Raw genomic sequence first — 18,929 nt, 5'->3', positions numbered from 1 at the left:
CGGCAGCTCGTCGACGAGCGGGTTGACGAGGAGGCCGGTGCCGCGCCGGAAGATCGCCGTGCGCTGGCCGGGCCGGCCGCCGAAATGGTAGCGGGTCAGGCCTGGATTGGTGCCGACGCGCTCGGCCGCGGCGCGCCGTGTCGCCGGGCCAACCGTGCTCGCTCAGGAGCGCGAGGCCGGTCTCCACCCGTTGCTCGCGCCGCCAGTCGCCCCGCGCCGAGTTTGGTCGTCCGGCCAAATTGGTCATGTGGTCAACTTAGCGCGCGAGCTGGCGGCCACTGCACGTGATCGGCCCGCACTCGCTGGGGGTGCGCGCCATCTGGCCTGGCAGCAGCCGTCTGAGAAGCGTCCATGCACGGAGGGGCATTACCGCAGATACTCGCGGATCCGCGGCAGCGCTGGATGTCCGGCGGGGGCGACGGCCAGGAATCGGGCGAGCGTGCGACGGCCCTGCGCCGGTTCGGTGGTGAGCTGCGCCGTGCCGAGGACAAGCAGCAGGTCGGCGTCCCGGAAGTGGCTGCCGGTGACCACCGGCTGGAGTAGCGACAGGGCCTCAGCGGCCCGTCCCGTCTCGATGAGCTGTAGTCCCAGCAGGCAGAGCGCGGTGCGGTCGTCCGGTCGCCGGCGCAGCGCCTCCCGGTAGGCGCGCACCGCACCCTCGTGATCGCCGGTGGACGCGAGCACCCGCCCCCTTGCCAAGGGTTCGGCGGGCTGGTCCGCCGTCATCCGTTCGGCGGTCCCGCCGCTCGCCCAGGCGACGGCACCGCCGGCCGCGAGGGCCAGCGCGGCCAGCACGATCACGGGCCTGGCCGCGGCGTCCGGGGCGGGTGCGGTGCACGATCGGCGGCCACGGGACGACAAGCGCGGCGGCCGCCGTACAGCCAGCAGCACCGCCGTCGCCACGGCGGCGGTGGGGAGCGCCCAGAGCACCACCGGGATGCCGCTCACTGGCGGGGAGAGCAGGATCCAGTCCCCGTAGCGCTGCCGGAAGCGGCCGACGATGTCCTCAGGGGCGTGGCCGGCGCGCAGGAGGCGCTCGATCTCGGCGCGGACGGACAGCGCCATCGCCGAGGACGACTCCGCGGCCGACACGCCAGCGCAGTCGGGGCAGCGCAGTACGGCGGCGATGTCTCGCGCCTGCTCGGCCGGATCGGGTTCGCGCCGGGCGGCGGTCCAGAGCGCCAGGCCGGCGAGCACCGTCAGGAGCAGCACGGCAAACCTGGCCATCATGGATCTAGCAGGGGCGGCACGTGGGCCTCGATCCACCCGGGAGTAAGCGCGCCGATCATGCGGTCGATGATGAAGCCATCCCGGTCGAGGAGGAAGGTCTCGGGGACGCCCCGTGCCCCGAGCTCGAGGGCCAGGCGCCCGTCGGGGTCGGACAGGTGCGGGAAGGAGGTCGCGCCGGTCTCCTTGAGGAACGCGCGGGCTGCGCTGGCCGTGTCGCGCAGATCGACGCCGAGCACGTGGACGCCGCGCAGGTCGCGTGCGGCGGCGACGAGGAGCGGGAACTCCTGGCGACACGGGTCGCACCAGGAGGCCCACACGCTGACGAGCACCGGGGCGCCGCGCAGGTCGCTGGGTGTGAACGGCCGCCCGTCGAGTGTGTGGCCGGACAGGTCGGGCTTGCGCCGCTCGGGCGCGGGCCGCGTGCCCGGGTCGTCGCCGAGGGCATGGACGAGCACGGCCACCAGTATCGGGACCGTGATGGTGACCGCGAGCAGGCGTCTCATGCCGCCGGCACCTTGTCGGCGCGGGCCCGTACCCGGCCGCCGCGCAGAGCGAGGACGCCGCCCAGGGCGATCAGGCCGCCGCTCGCCCAGAGCATCCCCATGAGGGGGTTCACCGCCACCCGCAGCATCACCATGTCCCCCGCCTGGTCGATCTCCGTCACCGACAGATACAGGTCGCCCGCCGGCCCGCTGCGGACGGCCGGCCGGGCGACCGGGGCGCCTCCCCATGACGGGTAGAAGGCGAGTGAGGGCCGCATGACGTCCACGATCCGTCCCTCCGCAATGACGCTGACACGGGCGGTCGCCGTCATGGCGTCAGCGCTTCGCTGCCGTTCAATGCCGTCGAGCCGGACGCTGTATCCGCCGGCCTGGAGTGAGTGGCCCTGTTGGATCCGTCCTTGGCTCTCCTCGGCGTAGGCGGTGGAGGCGGCGATGGCGACGGCTGCCAAGGCGACCCCGGTGTGTGCGAGCAGCCCGCCCACGCGTTTGCCGTCGAGGCGTTCGCGTGCCGGGCCGAGCAGGCGTCTCGCGATCGCGGCCAGCGCGAACGCGGCCACTCCGAAGGTGATCAGTGCCATGAGGGAGTGACGGCCGGTGAAGCCCAGGCAGGCGATCGTGGCGGCCCCTGCGCCAGCGGGCAGGATAAGGTCGTGGCTGGGTCGGCGGGTGCCCGCTCCCATGAGGACGACCAGCGCCAGCAGGCCCGGCACGACCGTGCCGTCGTAGTACGGCGGTCCTACCGACACCTGCTCACCGCCGAGCAGGCCACTGATTGCGGGAAACAGGGTGCCGAGCAGCACGGTGCCGGCCAGCACGGTCAGCAGCGCGCAGCCGAGCCGGATCAGCGGGTCCTGCCGGGCCGCCACCTGCGGCTCCCGGCCGCGCCAGGCGAGCAGCCCGCCCGCGCCTACCAGTGCGACCGTCAGCAGCGCGAGCAGCGCCGGCCCGGCCTGCGAGCGGGTGAAGGAGTGCACGCTCGCCACCGCCCCGCTCCGGGTCAGGAACGTGCCGAGCAGCACGAGCAGGAACGTCCCCACCGCCAGCGGTGTCGTCCAGGTGCTCAGCGAGCGCGTCCGGGTGGCGTGCAGCAGCGCCGTCGCGAGCAGCCAGGGCATCAGGGACGCGTTCTCGACGGGATCCCACTCCCAGTAGCCGCCCCACCCGAGCACCCCGTACGACCACCAGGCGCCGAGGACGATTCCGGCGGTCAGCGGAATCCAGGCGGCCAAGGTCCAGGTCCTGATGCGCGCCACTGCCGTATCACCAGTGACAAGACACGCCACACCGTACGCGAAGGGTGCCATCAGTGCGGCGAATCCCAGGTACAGCAGCGGTGGGTGCACCCCCATCAGCGGGTGGCCGCGTAGCAGCGGGTTGGGGCCGGGTCCGTCCGCCGGGACGGGGCCGGCCAGGACGAAGGGGTCGGCTACGAGGGCGGTGAGGGCGAAGAACGCGGCGCAGACCAGCATGACGACGGTCATCGCCACCGGCTGGAGCGGGTCGCGAGCCCGGGCGACGGCGGCGGTTACCGCGGTGAGGATCAGCAGCCACAGGACCAACGATCCTTCCAGCGCCGACCACAGGCTGGTGATCGTGTAGTAGAGGGGCACGTGGCGTCCGCCGTGCCGGGCCACGAATTCCACTGCGAAGTCGTGGGTGACCAGCGCGGTCTCCAGCAGCAGGAAGGCCAGGAGCGCGGCCCCGAGCGTCGCCGTCGTGCCGCGGGCCGCCAGGGTGCGGGTCCGTTCGCACGGCCACGTAAGCGCGGCGAGCAGCGACGCGGCCAGCCCGGACCACAACGCGGCGGTACCCAGAAGGTTGATCACGGTCGCGCTGTTGGGCTGGTGGACATGGTCCAAGCATTCCGCTGGCCGCCCCTCCGGACAAGTTTCCCCAGGTCACTGGCGTGGCGGTGTGGCTGCGTCGCCAATGTCGACTTAACTTGCGCACATAGGGGATGGGAGGCCCGGCACGTGGCGGCATTGACGATCAAGCGCGTGGCGTCAGCCTGGCTACCGCTTCTCACCGCGTCCTGCTCGGGCGGAGCGCCGTCCGCGTTGTCACCGGGCGGGCCGGGTGCGGAGCGGGTGGCCGGGCTGTGGTGGCAGCTGTTCACCATCGCTACTGTCGTCTGCGTCGTGGTCACTGTCCTGGTGGTGTGGGCGATCGCGCGGCGCCGCGACGCCACCGCGCGCGCCGCGTCCGGACGGCGGTTCGTGGTGGTGTGCGGGCTGCTCATCCCGGCCGCCATCCTGACCTTCACGTACCTGACGGGCCTGGACGCCATGCGGGCTTTCGAGGATCCGCGTGACCCGAAGGCGCTGACGGTCGAGGTGACCGGGCATCAGTGGTGGTGGGAGGTCCGCTACCCAGCTTCGCACTTCACCACCGCCAACGAGATCCACGTGCCGGTCGGGCGTACCGTGCACGTGCGGCTGCGCACCGCCGACGTCAACCACAGTTTCTGGGTGCCGCAGCTCACGGTGAAGACCGACCTGGTCGCCGGACGGGTCAACGACCTGTGGTTCACCGCCAACCGAGCCGGCCTGTTCCGGGGGCAGTGCGCCGAGTACTGCGGCACCCAGCACGGCCGCATGGCCCTGCACATCGTGGCCGAGCCGGACGCCGCCTTCCGCGCGTGGCTGGCCCGCCAGTCGCGGCCGGTGACAGCGGCGAGCCAGGGGCGGCAGGTGTTCGAGGCCGCGTCCTGCGCCTCCTGCCACACCGTCGCCGGGACGTCCGCGCAGGGCCAGCAGGGGCCGGACCTGACGCACGTCGGCGGGCGCCGCTTCCTCGGCGCCGGCACCCTGCACAACACGCCGGCGAATCTGGCCGCCTGGATCGCGAACGCGCAGGTGTACAAGCCGGGCAACCGCATGCCGCCGCAGCCGCTCACCCCGCAGCAGTTGCGTGCCGTCACCGCCTACCTGAACAATCTGGAGTAGCACGTGGAGACCGTCGCCCAGACGCGGGCGAGCGCCGCCGAGCGCGTCTCGCGCCACTGGCAGGAGCCGCCCGGCCTGCGCGGCTTCCTCACCACGGTGGACCACAAGCGGGTGGGCCGCCGCTACCTGGCGACCGCCGCCGTGTACTTCACGCTGGCCGGGCTGCAGGCCGTGGTGATGCGCACGCAGCTTATCGCACCGGACGCCGGCGTGGTTTCGCCGCAGACCTACAACCAGTTGTTCAGCCTGCACGGCACCGCGATGATTTTCCTGTTCGCGACACCGATGCTGTTCGGGTTCGGCAACTTCCTGTTCCCGCTCATGCTGGGCACCAGAGACATGGCCTTCCCGCGGCTGAACGCCTTCGGCTACTGGGTGTTCGCGCTGGCCGGGGTGTTCATGTTCGGCAGCCTGCCGTTCGGCGCCGCACCCGACGGCGGCTGGTTCGCCTACGTGCCGCTCACCGGCCCCCGCTTCGCCCCCGGCCCCAACCTGGACGTCTACACGCTGGGGCTGCTGTTCCTGGGCGTGTCCACCACGGCGGGCGCGATCAACTTCATCGCCACCGCGCTGAAGCTGCGCGCTCCGGGCATGACGCTCAACCGCGTGCCGGTGTTCGTCTGGGCGCTGGTGGTCACCTCGTTCATGGTGGTGTTCGCGCTGCCGCCGCTGAACACCGCCAACTTCCTGCTCTTCCTGGACCGCCGGTTCGGCACGCACGTCCTCGACCCGGTAGCGGGCGGCGACGCGGTGTTGTGGCAGCACCTGTTCTGGCTGTTCGGCCATCCCGACGTGTACATCATCGTGCTGCCCGCGCTCGGCATCGTCTCCTCGATCGTGCCGGTCTTCTGCCGCCGCCCGATCGCCGCCTACAGCCTCATCGTGCTGGCCACGGTGGCGACCGGGGTGATCAGCTTCGGCGTGTGGGTGCACCACATGTTCGCGGTGGGGCTGCCGCAGCTGTCGCTGACCTTCTTCTCCGCCGCCAGCATCGTGGTGTCGATCCCTGCCGGCATCCAGGTCTTCTCCTGGCTGGCCACCATGCTTATGGGCCGCGTGGTGATGGGAGTGCCGATGCTGTGGGCGGCCGGGTTCATCGTGGTGTTCACGATGGGCGGGGTGACCGGGGTGATGTTCGCCGTCGTCGCCTTCGACCAGCAGGTCACCGACTCCTACTTCGTCGTCGCGCACTTCCACTACGTGCTGTTCGGCGGCGCGGTCTTCCCCATCATCGGCGGGCTGTTCCACTGGTGGCCGAAGCTGACCGGCACGATGACGAGCGAGCGGGCCGGGCGCTGGTCGTTCTGGCTCACCTTCGCCGGGTTCAATCTCACCTTCTTCCCCATGCACGTGTCCGGGCTGCTGGGCATGCCGCGCCGCGTCTACACCTACCCGTCGGAGATCGGCTGGGAGCCGTGGAACCTGGCAGCGACCGTCGGGGCGTACCTGCTCGCCATCGGCCTGATGGGGGTGCTCGGCACGTTCTGGCACGCGCACCGGCATGGGCTGGCCGCCCCCGCCGACCCGTGGGGCGGCGAGACGCTGGAATGGGCGACCGCGTCCCCGCCGAAGCCGTACAACTTCCCGGTCATCCCCACGGTGCACAGCCTGCACCCCATGTGGGACGAGCGTTCGCGCGCCTCGCTCGCCGAGGGCGCGACGGCCGAGGCCCGGGTACTGGGCGGCGGCCACGAGGTGCTGCGCACCTCGGAGCTGGACGGCGAGCCGGAAGGTCCGCTGGAGATGCCCGAGAACTCGTGGCTGCCGGTCGCGGCAGCGACCGCGCTGTTCCTGACCGTCGTCGCCTTGCTGTTCGACCGGCTCGGCTTCGCCGCCGCCTTCGGCGCCGCCACCGCGCTGGTCGTCGTCCGCTGGCTCTGGCCGAAGGAGGCCGCACGGGCATGACCGCCGTTAACGAGATCACCGAGCCCGCGGCGCTGAGCAGCGCGCCCCCGGGCCGCACTCCGGCCTGGTGGGGCATGGTGCTGTTCGTGGCCACCGAGGCGACGCTGTTCGCCTGTCTGCTGGCCTCCTACTTCTACCTGCGTTTCCTGACCTCCGCCGAGTGGCCGCCATCTGGGATCAAGCAGCCGGAGCTGGTCAAGCCGCTGGTGATGACCGCATTGCTGCTGTCGAGCAGCGGCTGGATCGCCTGGGCCGACTGGGCGATCAGGCACGACCGACAGCGGCTGCTCAGGATCATGCTGGTGCTCACGCTGTTGTCGGGTGGGGCCTTCCTGGGTGTGCAGGCCTCCGAGTACGCCACCAAGCTGGCGGAGTTCACCTGGACCACGAACGCCTACGGCTCGCTGTTCTACGTCATCACCGGCTTCCACGGCACGCACGTCGTCACCGGCCTGGTCATGGTGGGTTTCACGCTGGTTGCGGCACTGGCCGGCAAGTTCGGCGGCGCTCACCACGAGCGGGTGCGGATCGTGTCGTTCTACTGGCACTTCGTGGACGGCGTCTGGCTGGCAATCCTGTTCTCGATCTACCTGAGCCCCCACCTATGAGCACGCGACCGATCACCCGGCGGGCGGGGCGGTGGCTGCTGGCCTTCGCCGTCGCGGGAGGCGCGCTGGCCTGGGCGGCGCACCTGCTGGTGGCCTGGGGCGTAATTGAGCTGGCCTGTTCCATCGGGCACCAGCACGTGGCAGGGATTTCGGTGCGCGCCTTCGCGCTGCTGGCCACCGTGCTGCCCGGCGTGGTCGCGGCCGCGGCACTGGCCGTCTCGTGGCGGTTGCACCGGCACGACCTGGCAGCCCCGCGGGGGCGGCGGGAGCGGCGAGCCGGGTTCCTGGCAGAGCTGGGGCTCGGGCTGAACGCGCTGTCCTGCCTGATGGTCCTGTTCGGCGCGATCGCAGTGGCGGTGCTGGCCCCGTGCGGATAACGGTCCTGCACCATCACGCCGGCGGCCTGGACCTCGCCGGGCTGGTGCCGGTGGCGTGCTGGCTCGTGCTGGGCGCCGCCGGATATCTCCTCGGGCTGCGGCGGCTCGGCGGTCCCTCCCGGTCTCCGGCGGCGGGTGCGCGCCGGCTGGGCAGGGCCAGGGTGTGGGCCTTCGCCGGCGGGCTCGCAGCGGTTGCGGCGGCCCTGCTGCCGCCTCTCGACGCTGTGGCGGACCAGCGGTTCGCCACGCACATGCTGCAGCACATGATCCTCATCTCGGTGGCCGGCCCGCTGCTGGCCGCCGGTTCCCCCGGCCTGCCGCTCACCCTGGCCCTGCCACGACGGGCACGGCGGGTGCTCGCGCTGGTCAGGCACGGTTCACGCCGGGTGCCGTTGCTGGGGCACCCGGTCGCGACCTGGGCCGGACACGTGGCCGTGCTGTGGTTCTGGCACCTGCCGGGCCCGTACGACCTGGCGCTACACGATCCGGTGACGCACCTGGTGGAGCACGCCTGCTTCCTTGGAACCACGTACCTGCTGTGGAGGCACGTCGTTTCCGCCTCCCAGTCCCGGTTGAACCCGCCCGCCGCGATCCTGTACCTGTTCGCCACGGCGCTGCCCAGCGCGGCCCTCGGCGCTGTCCTCACCTTGGCCGGGGCACCGCTGTTCCCCGGGCAGGCGGCGGCCGCGCTGGCGTCGGGCGCCGACCCGCTGACCGACCAACAGCTGGCCGGGCTGGTTATGTGGATTCCGGCCGACCTGGTATATCTCGGCGCGATCTTTGCCATCTTCCTCGCGTGGATGGACAGGCCCCGGGAAATCAGGCCATCGAGGCCGTCCGTCGCCTCGTCCACGTCCGGAGGTGAGCGATGATCGCACGCGTGCTCGCCGCCGCGGGCAGCCTCGCCCTCGCCCTCGCTGTCCCGGCCGCGGCCGCCCGGACCCCGTCCCCCGAGGAGCGGGGCAGGGACCTGTACGGGGCCAGCTGCGCCACCTGCCACGGCCAGGCGGGCGAGGGCAGCGATCGCGGGCCGTCGCTAAGGGGTGCGGGCGCGGCCGGGGCGGACTACCAGCTCTCCACGGGACGTATGCCGATACCGCGGCCCGACGTACGCCCGGAGCGGCAGCCGCCCGCGTTCACCGAAGCCGACATCGCCGCCCTCACCGCCTACGTCGCCTCGCTCGGCACTGGACCGGTCATCCCCCGCGTCCGGCCCGGGGACGTCCGGCAGGGCCGCGAGCTGTACCTGGCCACCTGCGCCTCCTGCCACTCCGGCTCCCAGGCGGGCGGCACGCTGGCCCACGGCCTGGCTGCTCCCCCGCTGCTGTACTCCACCCCAACGCAGATCGCCGAGGCCGTCCGGCTCGGCCCCGGCGCGATGCCCGCTTTTCCTGCCTCGGTGCTCAGCGACGCCCAGCTCGATGCGATCGCGTCCTACCTGACCACCACCCGTCCCCAACTCGACCACGGCGGCGCCCCGCTGGGCGGCATCGGCCCGGTCGCCGAGGGCGCGGTCGCCCTGCTGGCCGGCCTCGGCCTGCTCCTGCTCTTCATCCGCCTGATCGGGAAGAGGGCGCCATGACCGATCCGCAGCGGGGGGCCGAGCGGGGCATCGCGACGGCCTTCGCGGTGACCGTCGCCGGCGCGGTGCTGGCCGCGGTCGCCTACATGGCGGGCCACGACCGGCTGCTGCTCGCGCTCGGCTTCTGCGCGGCCTTCGCCGGGCTGGCCGCCGGCTTCACGCTGTGGGCGGCCCGGTTGCTGCCGCAGGGCCCGTACGTCGGGGAGCGCGAGCCGATGCGCTCCCCGCCGCAGGAGCGGCAGGCGCTGGAGCCGGAGTTCGAGCGGCCCGCCGGCCGGCTGCCGCGCCGCATGCTGACGGCGGCTCTCGGCGCGCTGGGGCTGGCAGGGCTGTTCCCGCTGCGGTCGCTGCTGGTGCACGGCCCCTCGCCGGCGGTCGCGCTGGCCACCACCGCCTGGCGGGACGGCGTACGCCTGGTGGATCAGGACGGCCAGCCCGTCCGCCCCGAACGCGTCCCCCCGGGCACGATGCTGACGGTCTTCCCCGAGGGCCACCGTGACACCGGCGACAGCATGGCGCTGCTACTGCACGTGGAGCCCGCCCGGCTGGACCTACCGGCCGGCCGCGAGCGCTGGACGGTCGGCGGCATCATCGCCTACTCGAAGCTGTGCACCCACGCCGGCTGCCCCGTCGGCCAGTACATGCGGCCGCAGGAGCGGCTGGTCTGCCCGTGCCACCAGTCGGTGTTCGACGTGCTGCGCGGCGCCGAGCCGGTGTTCGGCCCGGCCGCCCGCTCGCTGCCGCAGCTTCCACTGCGGATTGGGCCAGGCGGGGTGCTGGTGGCCGCGGGCGATTTCCCCGAGCCGGTCGGCGCGGGCTACTGGAGGACGATGTGATGCTGCGCCAGCTGGGCCGCGCCGCCTGGCGCTGGACGGACGGGCGGCTGAGAGCAGCCCAGCTCACCCGGACGGCACTGACCAAGGTCTTCCCCGACCACTGGTCGTTCATGCTGGGCGAGATCGCGCTTTACAGCTTCGTCACGCTGGTGGCAACCGGCGTGTTCCTCATCTTGTTCTTCGTGCCGAGCAGCGCCGAGACGATCTACGGCGGCTCGTACGCTCCGCTGCGTGGCTCGTCGGTGTCGGCCGCCTACGCCTCGGCGATCAGGCTGAGCTTCGACGTGCGCGGCGGGCTGCTGTTCCGGCAGGTCCACCACTGGTCGGCGTTGATCCTCCTGGGCGCGATCGCCGCACACGCGTGCCGGATCTTCTTCACCGGCGCGTTCCGCAAGCCGCGCGAGATCAACTGGCTGGTCGGCGTCACGCTGCTGCTCACGTCGCTGGCCAACGGCTTCATCGGCTACTCCCTGCTGGACGACCTGCTGTCCGGCAGCGGGCTGCGCATCGGCTACTCGATCGCGCTGTCGGTGCCGCTGGTCGGGCCGTGGCTGGCGTTCCTGCTGTTCGGCGGCGAGTTCCCGGGCGACGTGATCATCTCGCGCCTGTACGGGCTGCACGTGCTGCTGCTGCCTGTGCTCATCGCCACCCTGATCGCCGTGCATCTGGCGATCCTCGTGCGACAGAAGCACACGCATTTCGCCGGCCCGGGGCGGCGCGACAGCAACGTGGTGGGCTCCAAGTTGTGGCCCACGTACGCCTTCCGCTCGCTGGGCCTGCTGTCCGGCGTGCTGGCGGTGACCTTCGGCCTGGGCGGGCTTGTCCAGATCAACCCGGTGTGGGTGTGGGGGCCGTTCGAGCCGGCGAACTCGACCACGCCGGCCCAGCCGGACTACTTCCTGGGCTGGGTGGAGGGCATGATCCGGCTGTTCCCCGCGGCCGAGTTCTGGGTGTTCGGTCACCTGGTGCCCTCGCCGTTCCTGCCGGCGGTGGCGCTGCCGCTGCTGATGGTACTCGTCATGTACGCCTGGCCGTGGCTGGACCGCCTGGTCACCGGCGATCGGGGTCGGCATCACGTGGCCGCCCGGGTCAGGGAACGTCCCGGACGGACGGCGGTGGGCGCGTGGGCGGTGGCGCAGGCGGGGCTGCTGCTGTTCGCCGCGTCCGACGACCTGATGGCCCGCTGGCTGTCGGCGCCCGTGGAGGACGTCGTGGCGGTGCTGAGGATCGTCGTGCTCGCCGGGCCGCCGGTCGTCGCCGCGGTGGCGTACGTGCTGGCGCGGGCCCTGCGGGCGTATCCGGAGAGCACGCTTATGACGCTGGAGCCCCGGCACGTCGGCGAGGCGCTGGGGCTGTCCCGGCCCCGCCCGTCCCGGCGCGCCGCGCCGGAGGGTGGGCCGGGCGCCCGGCCCGAGGTGCCGTCGGAGGATGCGCCGCAGGTCGTGAACGCTGGAGGCGGGCATGCCGATTGAGGTATGGCAGCAGCCGAACGGCTACTGGCGGTGGGCCTACAGGGAAGGACAGACGCACCTGCTGAGCAACTCCGAGTACACGAGCGAGCAGGCCGCTCGCCGCAGCGCGGGCGTGGCCTACCCGAACCCCTGTGTCGCGCACGACGAGCGGCCGTCACGGGCGGACCGCCTGCTGAGCGGGGCCTTGATGCGGTTTCTCCTAGCCGTGATCACCTACCGGCTCCTGCGGCGGACGATCGACAGGTTCCGGCGGGAGCGCCTCCCCCGCGGCGACGGACGGGCTCGGTAGATTGGGGATCGTCACGTACAGTGACGACGGAAGGAGGCGGCATGCGACCGTCTTTGCCAGGGACGCTGGTCGCGGCGCCCGCCGTGACGGCCCTGATCCTCGGTCTGGTGGTGGCGCCACCCGACGCCGCACAGGGAGAGCTGCAGCGCCTCATGTACGTGCACGTGCCCGCGGCCTGGACGGCGTACCTGTGCTTCACCGCGGTACTCGCTGCCGGGCTGCTGCGGCTGCGGCACGCCAGGCCGGCACTGGAGCGGATCGGCAGGGCCGCGGGCGAGGTCGGCACCGGCCTGACCGCCCTGGCCATCGCGCTCGGCATGGTGTGGGGACGGCCGGTCTGGGGCGTGTGGTGGACCTGGGATCCCCGGCTGGCCACGACGGTGCTGATGCTAGCCGCTTACCTCGCGTACCTGATCGTGGCACGGCTGGCGGGTGGCCGGGCGGCGGCCTTCGTCGGCTGCGCCGGGTTCGTGACCGTGCCGCTGGTGCACGGCTCGGTCCTGTGGTGGCGCGCCCTGCACCAGCCGCCCACGGTGCTCGGCCCGGAAGGCCGGCTGCCGATCGCCGCGCCGATGCTGGCCGCGCTGCTCGCGGCGATGGCGGCGTTCGCCGCGCTGGCGGCCTGGGTGATCGCGCGCCGCGTCCGCTCGCTCGCCGCCGCACCCGTGCCGCAGTTGCTCGCTACGCGCACGCCCGCCGGAGCGGCGCGGTGAGTGAGTGGGTTTGGGTGGGCGCCGGTTACCTGCTCACCGCAGCCACCTTGGCGGCGTACGTCGTGTGGTCGGGCCGCACACCGTCATGAGAAGACTGCTGATTGCCGCCGTGGCTCTAGTGGCCGGAGGCGCGCTGGCGTACCTGGGGCTGGACGAAGGTCTCGTCTACTACCGCACCCCACAGGAACTCGCCCAGGAGCCGCCGGACCGGGACGAACGGCTGCGGGTCGGCGGGCTGGTCATCGCCGGCAGCGTGCGCGCGATACCCCGGGGTGTCGCCTTCACGCTCACCGACGGCGTACGCGATCTGCCGGTAGAGCACGAAGGCGGGGTCACTCCGGCCTTCACGGGTGGACAGGGAGCGGTCGTCGAGGGCCGCATGGACGGCTCGGTGTTCCACTCCGACCGGCTGATGGTCAAGCATTCCAACGAGTACCGGCCGCCGTCGGCGGTGGCGCGCACCCGCGTCGGCCTCACCGAATGGGCGGTGACTGTCCGCGACCCCGTGCTGCGGGCCGGGCCGGTGACGCTGGAGGTGACCAACGCAGGAGCCACTGCGCACGACCTCATCGTGACCGGCGCCGGCGTTTCGGCGCACACACCGGTGCTGGCCCCAGGGCAGGCCTCGACGCTGCGCTTCGACGCGCCGCGCGGCGCCCTGCTGACGCTGGTGTGCGGCGTCATGGGCCACGAACCGCTGGGCATGAGCGGCACTCTGGGCGTCGCAGACCTCTAGGATGTGCCGACCCGGCGGGCCGCGCTGCGGCCCCACCGTACACTCCAGGTTCCATGCCGCAGCGACGCTCGCGTAGAAAATGCCGAAGCGCGTGCGGCCGGTAGGCGTCCAGAGCGTGCGCGAGCACGCGACGATCGTCGTTCGCATGCAGACGACCGCCGCCATCGCCAAGACGCCACTCAGCAAAGACGACCCGGCCCTGAGCAGGTGGCCGTCATCCACACGCTCCGGATGTCGCGCAGACCTGTACCGGTGCGCTGAGGTCTGCTTGACGGAGCAGGAGCGCGGCTGTCGATAAAAAGCAAGGCCAATGGAGGGCCCGCCACGTCCTTTCGTGCCGCCCGCCGTCGTCTGTCTGCCGCCGGGCACCCCATCTGTTCGCGGAAGTGGCGGTGAACGGCTCGCGGCCATGGGGCGCTGGACCGCGAAGCCGCTCACGCACTCCGGACAGACGAGGAATCGAGGCGGCCTCGGGCTTGGTCTCGCTGCGCCCATTCTCGTCGACGTCGTCCTCGCGGGCGTGCCGGACGCAGCTCGGGCGCAATAGGCGGGGTGCTCTCTACTGTCAACCAGGTCGGCGGTGCCGCCGGTATCGCCGTACTCGCACGATCTTCTTCGCTTTCGTCACTGGTTCAGCCACCGGAGCACCGGTGCTGACCACCTACAGTCACGCGCTCAGCATTGTCCTGCTCGCTTCCGCCACGCTTTACCTGGTCACGGCGCTCATGATGCTCGCACTTCCGAGAGCCGCAGTCAGGCACGCCCAGTACACTGGGCATGACGAGCATCGGCGCCCCGTTGATCGTACGGGTGCCCGCCTGGTGAGGTGCCATCAAACGGGGGCTCGTCGGGCCAGGGTCTCACCAACCTGTGGCGGGCCGCTTCCAGATCAACGCCGAAGCGTCCGCCCGGCGAGTATCAGGACCGCGCCCGCCGTAGTGGTGGCCGCGAGCGTGGCGAGCAGGCGGGCCGTGCGGGAGGGTGGTTCGGGACGGTGGGCCCAGTGCCGTTCCGGGCGGTCCTCGCTGTCGTCGCCGTGCAGGCCGGCGCGCAGCAGCTCGGCAAGGTGCATGCCACGCCGTCCGCCGGCCCGGCTCTGGTCGAGCTGGGTGCGGCAGCTGAACCCGTCGGCGAGAATCACATCGGCTTCGGCGGCGGCGCGGACAGCGGGCAACAACACCCGCTCGGCGCATGCTTCCGACACCTCGTAGTGGCCCTGCTCGAAGCCGAAGTTGCCGGCCAGGCCGCAGCAGCCGGAGTCCAGCACGTCGGCCTCCACCCCGGCGGCAGCGAGCACTGCCCGGTCCGCTTGGAAACCCATGATCGCGTGGTGGTGGCAGTGGGTCTGGACGCGGGCGGTGCGCCGCACTCGTGGCGGTCTCCAGCCGGGGGTGTGCTCGTGCAGCAGTTCGGACAGGGTGACGGTCTGGCGGCTGAGCCGGTCCACGTCCTCGTCGTGCGGGAACAGCTCACGGGCGTCGCCGCGGAAGACGGCGGTACAGCTCGGCTCCAGGCCGACCACGTAGGCGCCCGCGCGCAGGTGCGGTCGTAGCACGTCCAGCGTCCGCCGCAGCACCCGCTTGGCAGTACCGATCTGGCCGGTGGAGATCCAGGTCAGGCCGCAGCACACCGCCTGTCGCGGAACGATGACCTGCCAGCCGGCGTCCTGCAGGACCTCGGTGGCGGCCTCGGCGATTTCCGGGCTGAAGTGGTTGGTGAAGGTGTCCGGCCACAACACGACACTGCCGCGCGTGCCACCGCCGCCCGCTGGGTCGAGCCGTTGCTGGAAGGTGCGGCTGGCGAAGAGGGGGATCTCCCGGCGCACGTCGACGCCACCCGCCTTCTTGATCAGCCATGCCAGGCCGGGCGCGTGCGTGACGGCGTTGACCAGGCGTGGAACGAGGGCGGCGGCGCGCGCGGCCAGCGGCAGCCAGCCCATCGCGTAGTGGGCGCGGGGCCGCAGCCGCCCGGCGTAGTGATGGGACAGGAACTCGGCCTTGTAGGTGGCCATGTCCACGTTGACCGGGCAGTCTGCCTTGCAGCCCTTGCACGCCAAGCACAGGTCCAGCGCGTCTCTGACGGCGTCGGAGCGCCAGCCGTCGGCGATCGCTCCGCCGCGCGCGGTGCCGTCCAGCATCTCGAACAGCAGCCGTGCCCTGCCGCGGGTGGAATGCTCCTCTTCCCTGGTGACCATGTAGGAGGGGCACATCACGCCGCTGTGCTCCCGGCGACAGCGGCCGACGCCGACGCAGCGCAGCACGGCCCGGCCGAAGCTGCCCTCATCGTGCGGGTACTGGAAGTGCGTGTCCATCTCACCATGGTGGTAGTCGGTGCCGAGTCGCAGGTTGTCGTCCAGCCGGTACGGCGCCACCACCTTGCCGGGGTTCATCCGGTTGCCCGGGTCGAAGATCGCCTTGAATCGGCCGAACGCCTCGACCAGGTCGTCGCCGAACATCTTCGGCAGCAACTCGCCCCGGGCCTGCCCGTCACCGTGCTCTCCGGAGAAGGAGCCGCCATACGCGACAACGAGGTCGGCGGCCCGCTCGATGAAGGAGCGAAACGCCCGCACGCCATGGGCGTGCGTGAGGTCGAACGGGATGCGCGTGTGCACGCAGCCCTGCCCGAAGTGGCCGTACAGGGACGCGGTGCCGAAGTCGTACTCGTCATATAGCCGGTGCAGGTCACGCAGGTAGTCACCGAGCCGGTCGGGGGCCACGGCGGAGTCCTCCCAGCCGGGCCAGGTGTCGGGCAAGCCGGGAACGCGAGCGGTGGCGCCCAGTCCGGACTCGCGGATGTGCCACATCTCCTGCTGGTGCTGCTCGTCGTCGAAGTAGCCGACGTCCGGGTCGTGGCGCGTTTTGCCCAGCGCGCGGAGCATCTCCTCGGCCGCTGCGGCGGCCTCGTCCCGGGTGTCGCCGCCCATCTGGACCAGCAGGTAGGCACCCTCTTGCGGGAGCAACTTCAACGCCTCGGGGTTGAGGTGCTTGCGCTTTTGAAAGTCGATGAGCTTGCGGTCCAGTCCCTCCAGGGCGATCGGCCGGTGCGGCAGGATGTCGGGCACCGCGTCGGCCGCGGCGGCGATGTTCGGGTAGGTCAGAAACGTCAGCACTCGGGCTTTGACGATCGGCACCAGCTTGAGCCGGGCTCTCAGCACTGTCACACAGGTGCCCTCGGTGCCGACCAGCGCCTGGGCAAGGTGGAAGTTCTTCTCCGGCAGCAGACTGTCGAGGTTGTAGCCGGAAACCCGCCGCGGTATTTGCGGGTAGCGGGTGCGGATCTCACCGAGATGGGCGTCGCGCACTTCGCGCAGCGCGTGGTAGATCTCGGCCCGGCGACCTCCTGCAGCGATGATCTCGGCGTACTGCTCGTCGGATGTCTCGCCGACCCACATGCGGGTGCCGTCGTAGAGCAGCACTTCCAGCTCGGCGACGTTGTCGACGACCTTGCCGGTACGCTGCGCTGTGGCGCCGCACGAGTTGTTGCCGATCATCCCGCCGATCGTGCAGTGATCGTGTGTCGCCGGTTCCGGACCGAACTCCAGACCTGTGTACTTGAGCTCATCGTTGAGCTGATCCAGGACGATGCCGGGCTCGACCAGACAGGTACGGCGCTCCTCGTCCACGTCCAGCAGCTGGTGACAGTACTTCGACCAGTCGATGATCACCGAGGTGTTGGTGCACTCCCCCGCCAGGCTGGTGCCGCCGCCACGCGAGGTGATCGGCGCCCCGTGCCGCCGGCAGACTGCTACCGCCGCCACCGCGGCTTCCACCGTTCTGGGAATGACCACGCCGATCGGGGTTTGGCGGTAGTTGGAGGCGTCCGTGGAGTACGCGCCCCGCGACCCGGCGTCGAAGCGCACCTCGCCGTCCACCTCGACAGCCAGGTCACGGGCCAGGGCCTTGACGTCCACATGAGGGAAGGCAATCTTGCTGACGGGAGCAGGCAGATCGATCCTGGTCATGCGCGCAACTCGTTGATCTTGTCACGGACGACGGTGGCGAGGGTGGCGACCTTGTGCGGCTGGCCGCGCAGGAACGCCTCGGTGAAGTGCTTGGCCTGGTCGTACTTGACCTTGCCCGGCATCGGCGGCTCGTTCGGGTTGACATCCACGTCCACAAGCGCCGGGCCTGGATGCTCCAGGGCCAGGCCGACGGCGTGTTCCAGGTCGCCGGGCCGGGTGACCTTCACCCCGTAGGCACCGCACCCGCGTGCCCAGGCGGAGAAGTCCGCCTCCGGTTGGCGGTGCCGGACCGCGTACTCCGGATAGCCGAGAATGATCTGTTCCCAGAGGATCTGGCCGTAGGAATTGTTGTTGTTGACGATCACCTTGATCGGCAGCTCGTGCCGGACCGCGGTGAGGAACTCCGCCATCAGCATGGCGAACCCGCCGTCGCCGACGAACGCGATGATCTGTCTGCTCGGGAAGGCATGCTGCATCGCGATGGCGTACGGCAGGCCCGGCGCCATCGTGGCCAAGTTGCCCGACAGGTAGAAGCGCCGATCGCCGCGGATGGTCCAGTGGCGGGCCGCCCAGGTGGCGATCGTGCCCGAGTCGCAGGTCAGGGTCGCGTCATCGGCGGCCAGCCGATCGATGCAGCCCATGAGGTACTGCGGCGCGATCGGCTCACGGCTGCCGTCCTGCAGCGCCGTCATGTCCGCCCGCCAGGAATCCATCTCCTGGCGGTACTTGTGCAGGAAGCCCTGATCACCATCGGACAGCAACGGCAGCAGCCCTCGCAGGGCGAGCTTGGCATCTGCGGCGATCTGCGCCTCCACCGGCAGTCGAAGGCCCAGCAGCGTCGCGTCGGAGTCGATCTGCACCACCCGGACCTTGCCCGGCTCAGGCAGGTATTTCCCGTAAGGGAAGGACGTGCCGACCATGAGTAGCGTGTCGCATTCCTCCATGGCTTCCTCGCTGGGCTTGGTTCCCAGAAGGCCGAGTCCGCCGGTGGTCACCGGATGGTCGTCGGGCACCACGGCCTTGCCCGGCAGCGTCTTGACCACCGGAGCGCCGAGCTTCTCCGCCACGGCGATCACCTCGTCCCGGGCGTGCAGCGCCCCTACGCCGACGAGGATGGCAGGCTTGCGAGCGGAGTTGAGCACCTCGGCCGCCCTGCGCAGGGCCGCCTCCTCCGGCCGTAGCAGCGGCCGGTCCAACGCTGGCATGCTCGACGGCGCGACGCCCGGTGCCGGATGCCGGTAAGGGTCCTGCTCGACGGAGGCCACCTGAATGTCGTTCGGGAAGCTGAGGTGCGACACGGTGTTCTTGACCAGGGCATTCCGGATCGCCAGGTCCACCACTCCGGGCATCTGCTGCGGATTGGTGATCATGAGGTTGTAGTCGGCGACGTCCTGGAACAACCGGTCGACGTGCACCTCCTGCTGGTAGCGGCTGCCCAGCAGCGAGGTCTCCTGCATGCCCGTGAGCGCCAGCACCGGCGCGTGATCCAGCTTCGCGTCATACAGGCCGTTCAGCAGGTGGATCGCCCCCGGCCCCGACGTCGCGGCACACACCCCGAGCCGCCCCGTCGCCTTGGCGTAACCGGTCGCCATGAACGCCGCCGCCTCCTCGTGATGCACCAGGACGAACCGCAGCTTCTCCCGATGCCGCCGGAAGCCCTCCATGAGCCCGTTGATGCCGTCGCCCGGCAACCCGAACACGGTGTCCACGCCCCATTCGACCAGCCGTCTGGCCAGGCTCTCGCCAACGATTTCTGGCATTTCGATCTCCCG

Annotated in this window: 16 protein-coding genes; 11 read left to right on the top strand and 5 right to left on the bottom strand. The window is 71.2% G+C overall.

Going from position 1 to position 18,929, the window contains the following annotated elements:
• Window positions 1–366: 366 nt before the first annotated feature.
• From AB0K28_RS48040 to AB0K28_RS48030, 3 genes are read right to left on the bottom strand one after another with little or no spacing between them, the layout of a single operon-like run.
• Window positions 367–1,230, bottom strand: coding sequence for a cytochrome c-type biogenesis protein CcmH (locus AB0K28_RS48040; protein ID WP_364384339.1), 864 nt, complete (start codon window positions 1,228–1,230; stop codon window positions 367–369).
• Window positions 1,227–1,733 carry a redoxin domain-containing protein gene (locus AB0K28_RS48035; protein ID WP_364384336.1) on the bottom strand — a complete coding sequence of 169 codons (507 nt, stop codon included), beginning with the start codon at window positions 1,731–1,733 and terminating at the stop codon, window positions 1,227–1,229. Before AB0K28_RS48035 ends, AB0K28_RS48040 begins: the two co-directional genes overlap by 4 nt.
• Entirely contained in the window at window positions 1,730–3,559 is a 1,830-nt protein-coding gene (locus AB0K28_RS48030) for a cytochrome c-type biogenesis CcmF C-terminal domain-containing protein (RefSeq protein WP_364384333.1), read from the bottom strand. The genes AB0K28_RS48035 and AB0K28_RS48030 overlap by 4 nt, the downstream gene beginning before the upstream one ends.
• 171 nt (window positions 3,560–3,730) lie before the next feature.
• Between AB0K28_RS48030 and coxB the strand changes: the two genes are divergently transcribed.
• From coxB to AB0K28_RS47975, 11 genes are all read left to right on the top strand, one after another.
• Window positions 3,731–4,678, top strand: a complete 948-nt coding sequence (gene coxB, locus AB0K28_RS48025; RefSeq protein ID WP_364384330.1) for a cytochrome c oxidase subunit II — start codon at window positions 3,731–3,733, stop codon at window positions 4,676–4,678.
• A 3-nt stretch (window positions 4,679–4,681) separates the two neighbouring features.
• Window positions 4,682–6,583 carry a cytochrome c oxidase subunit I gene (gene ctaD / locus AB0K28_RS48020; RefSeq protein ID WP_364384327.1) on the top strand — a complete coding sequence of 634 codons (1,902 nt, stop codon included), beginning with the start codon at window positions 4,682–4,684 and terminating at the stop codon, window positions 6,581–6,583.
• Window positions 6,580–7,191 (top strand): heme-copper oxidase subunit III, encoded by a 612-nt coding sequence (locus AB0K28_RS48015; protein WP_364384324.1) that lies wholly within the window; start codon window positions 6,580–6,582, stop codon window positions 7,189–7,191. Before ctaD ends, AB0K28_RS48015 begins: the two co-directional genes overlap by 4 nt.
• Entirely contained in the window at window positions 7,188–7,568 is a 381-nt protein-coding gene (locus tag AB0K28_RS48010) for a hypothetical protein (protein ID WP_364384320.1), read from the top strand. Before AB0K28_RS48015 ends, AB0K28_RS48010 begins: the two co-directional genes overlap by 4 nt.
• The gene (locus AB0K28_RS48005) at window positions 7,559–8,440 is read left to right on the top strand and encodes a cytochrome c oxidase assembly protein (RefSeq protein WP_364384317.1); all 882 of its coding nucleotides are present in this window, start codon (window positions 7,559–7,561) and stop codon (window positions 8,438–8,440) included. The genes AB0K28_RS48010 and AB0K28_RS48005 overlap by 10 nt, the downstream gene beginning before the upstream one ends.
• Window positions 8,437–9,150 carry a c-type cytochrome gene (locus tag AB0K28_RS48000; protein WP_364384314.1) on the top strand — a complete coding sequence of 238 codons (714 nt, stop codon included), beginning with the start codon at window positions 8,437–8,439 and terminating at the stop codon, window positions 9,148–9,150. Before AB0K28_RS48005 ends, AB0K28_RS48000 begins: the two co-directional genes overlap by 4 nt.
• Entirely contained in the window at window positions 9,147–9,986 is an 840-nt protein-coding gene (locus AB0K28_RS47995; RefSeq protein ID WP_364384311.1) for a Rieske 2Fe-2S domain-containing protein, read from the top strand. The genes AB0K28_RS48000 and AB0K28_RS47995 overlap by 4 nt, the downstream gene beginning before the upstream one ends.
• Complete coding sequence (locus AB0K28_RS47990) at window positions 9,986–11,458, top strand: ubiquinol-cytochrome c reductase cytochrome b subunit (RefSeq protein WP_364384308.1); 1,473 nt, start codon at window positions 9,986–9,988, stop codon at window positions 11,456–11,458. Before AB0K28_RS47995 ends, AB0K28_RS47990 begins: the two co-directional genes overlap by 1 nt.
• Window positions 11,448–11,747 (top strand): hypothetical protein, encoded by a 300-nt coding sequence (locus AB0K28_RS47985; protein WP_364384305.1) that lies wholly within the window; start codon window positions 11,448–11,450, stop codon window positions 11,745–11,747. The genes AB0K28_RS47990 and AB0K28_RS47985 overlap by 11 nt, the downstream gene beginning before the upstream one ends.
• Before the next feature lie 41 nt (window positions 11,748–11,788).
• Window positions 11,789–12,460: a cytochrome c biogenesis protein CcsA gene (gene ccsA, locus AB0K28_RS47980; protein ID WP_364384302.1), complete on the top strand. Its 672-nt coding sequence runs from the start codon at window positions 11,789–11,791 to the stop codon at window positions 12,458–12,460.
• 85 nt (window positions 12,461–12,545) lie between these two features.
• A complete protein-coding gene (locus AB0K28_RS47975; protein ID WP_364384298.1) occupies window positions 12,546–13,196 on the top strand; it encodes a cytochrome c maturation protein CcmE in 651 nt (216 codons plus the stop codon).
• Window positions 13,197–14,085: 889 nt separating this feature from the next.
• On the opposite strand, the gene AB0K28_RS47970 is transcribed toward AB0K28_RS47975, so the two are convergent.
• Both AB0K28_RS47970 and AB0K28_RS47965 read right to left on the bottom strand, forming a co-directional pair.
• Window positions 14,086–17,157: an FAD-binding and (Fe-S)-binding domain-containing protein gene (locus AB0K28_RS47970; protein ID WP_364384295.1), complete on the bottom strand. Its 3,072-nt coding sequence runs from the start codon at window positions 17,155–17,157 to the stop codon at window positions 14,086–14,088.
• Complete coding sequence (locus AB0K28_RS47965) at window positions 17,154–18,917, bottom strand: thiamine pyrophosphate-dependent enzyme (protein ID WP_364384292.1); 1,764 nt, start codon at window positions 18,915–18,917, stop codon at window positions 17,154–17,156. The genes AB0K28_RS47970 and AB0K28_RS47965 overlap by 4 nt, the downstream gene beginning before the upstream one ends.
• Window positions 18,918–18,929: the final 12 nt, after the last annotated feature.

Origin of the sequence: Nonomuraea sp. NPDC049504 (assembly GCF_040676845.1) — a bacterium.
Lineage (GTDB): Bacteria > Actinomycetota > Actinomycetes > Streptosporangiales > Streptosporangiaceae > Nonomuraea > Nonomuraea salmonea.
This window is presented reverse-complemented; position numbering and strand designations above follow the sequence as displayed.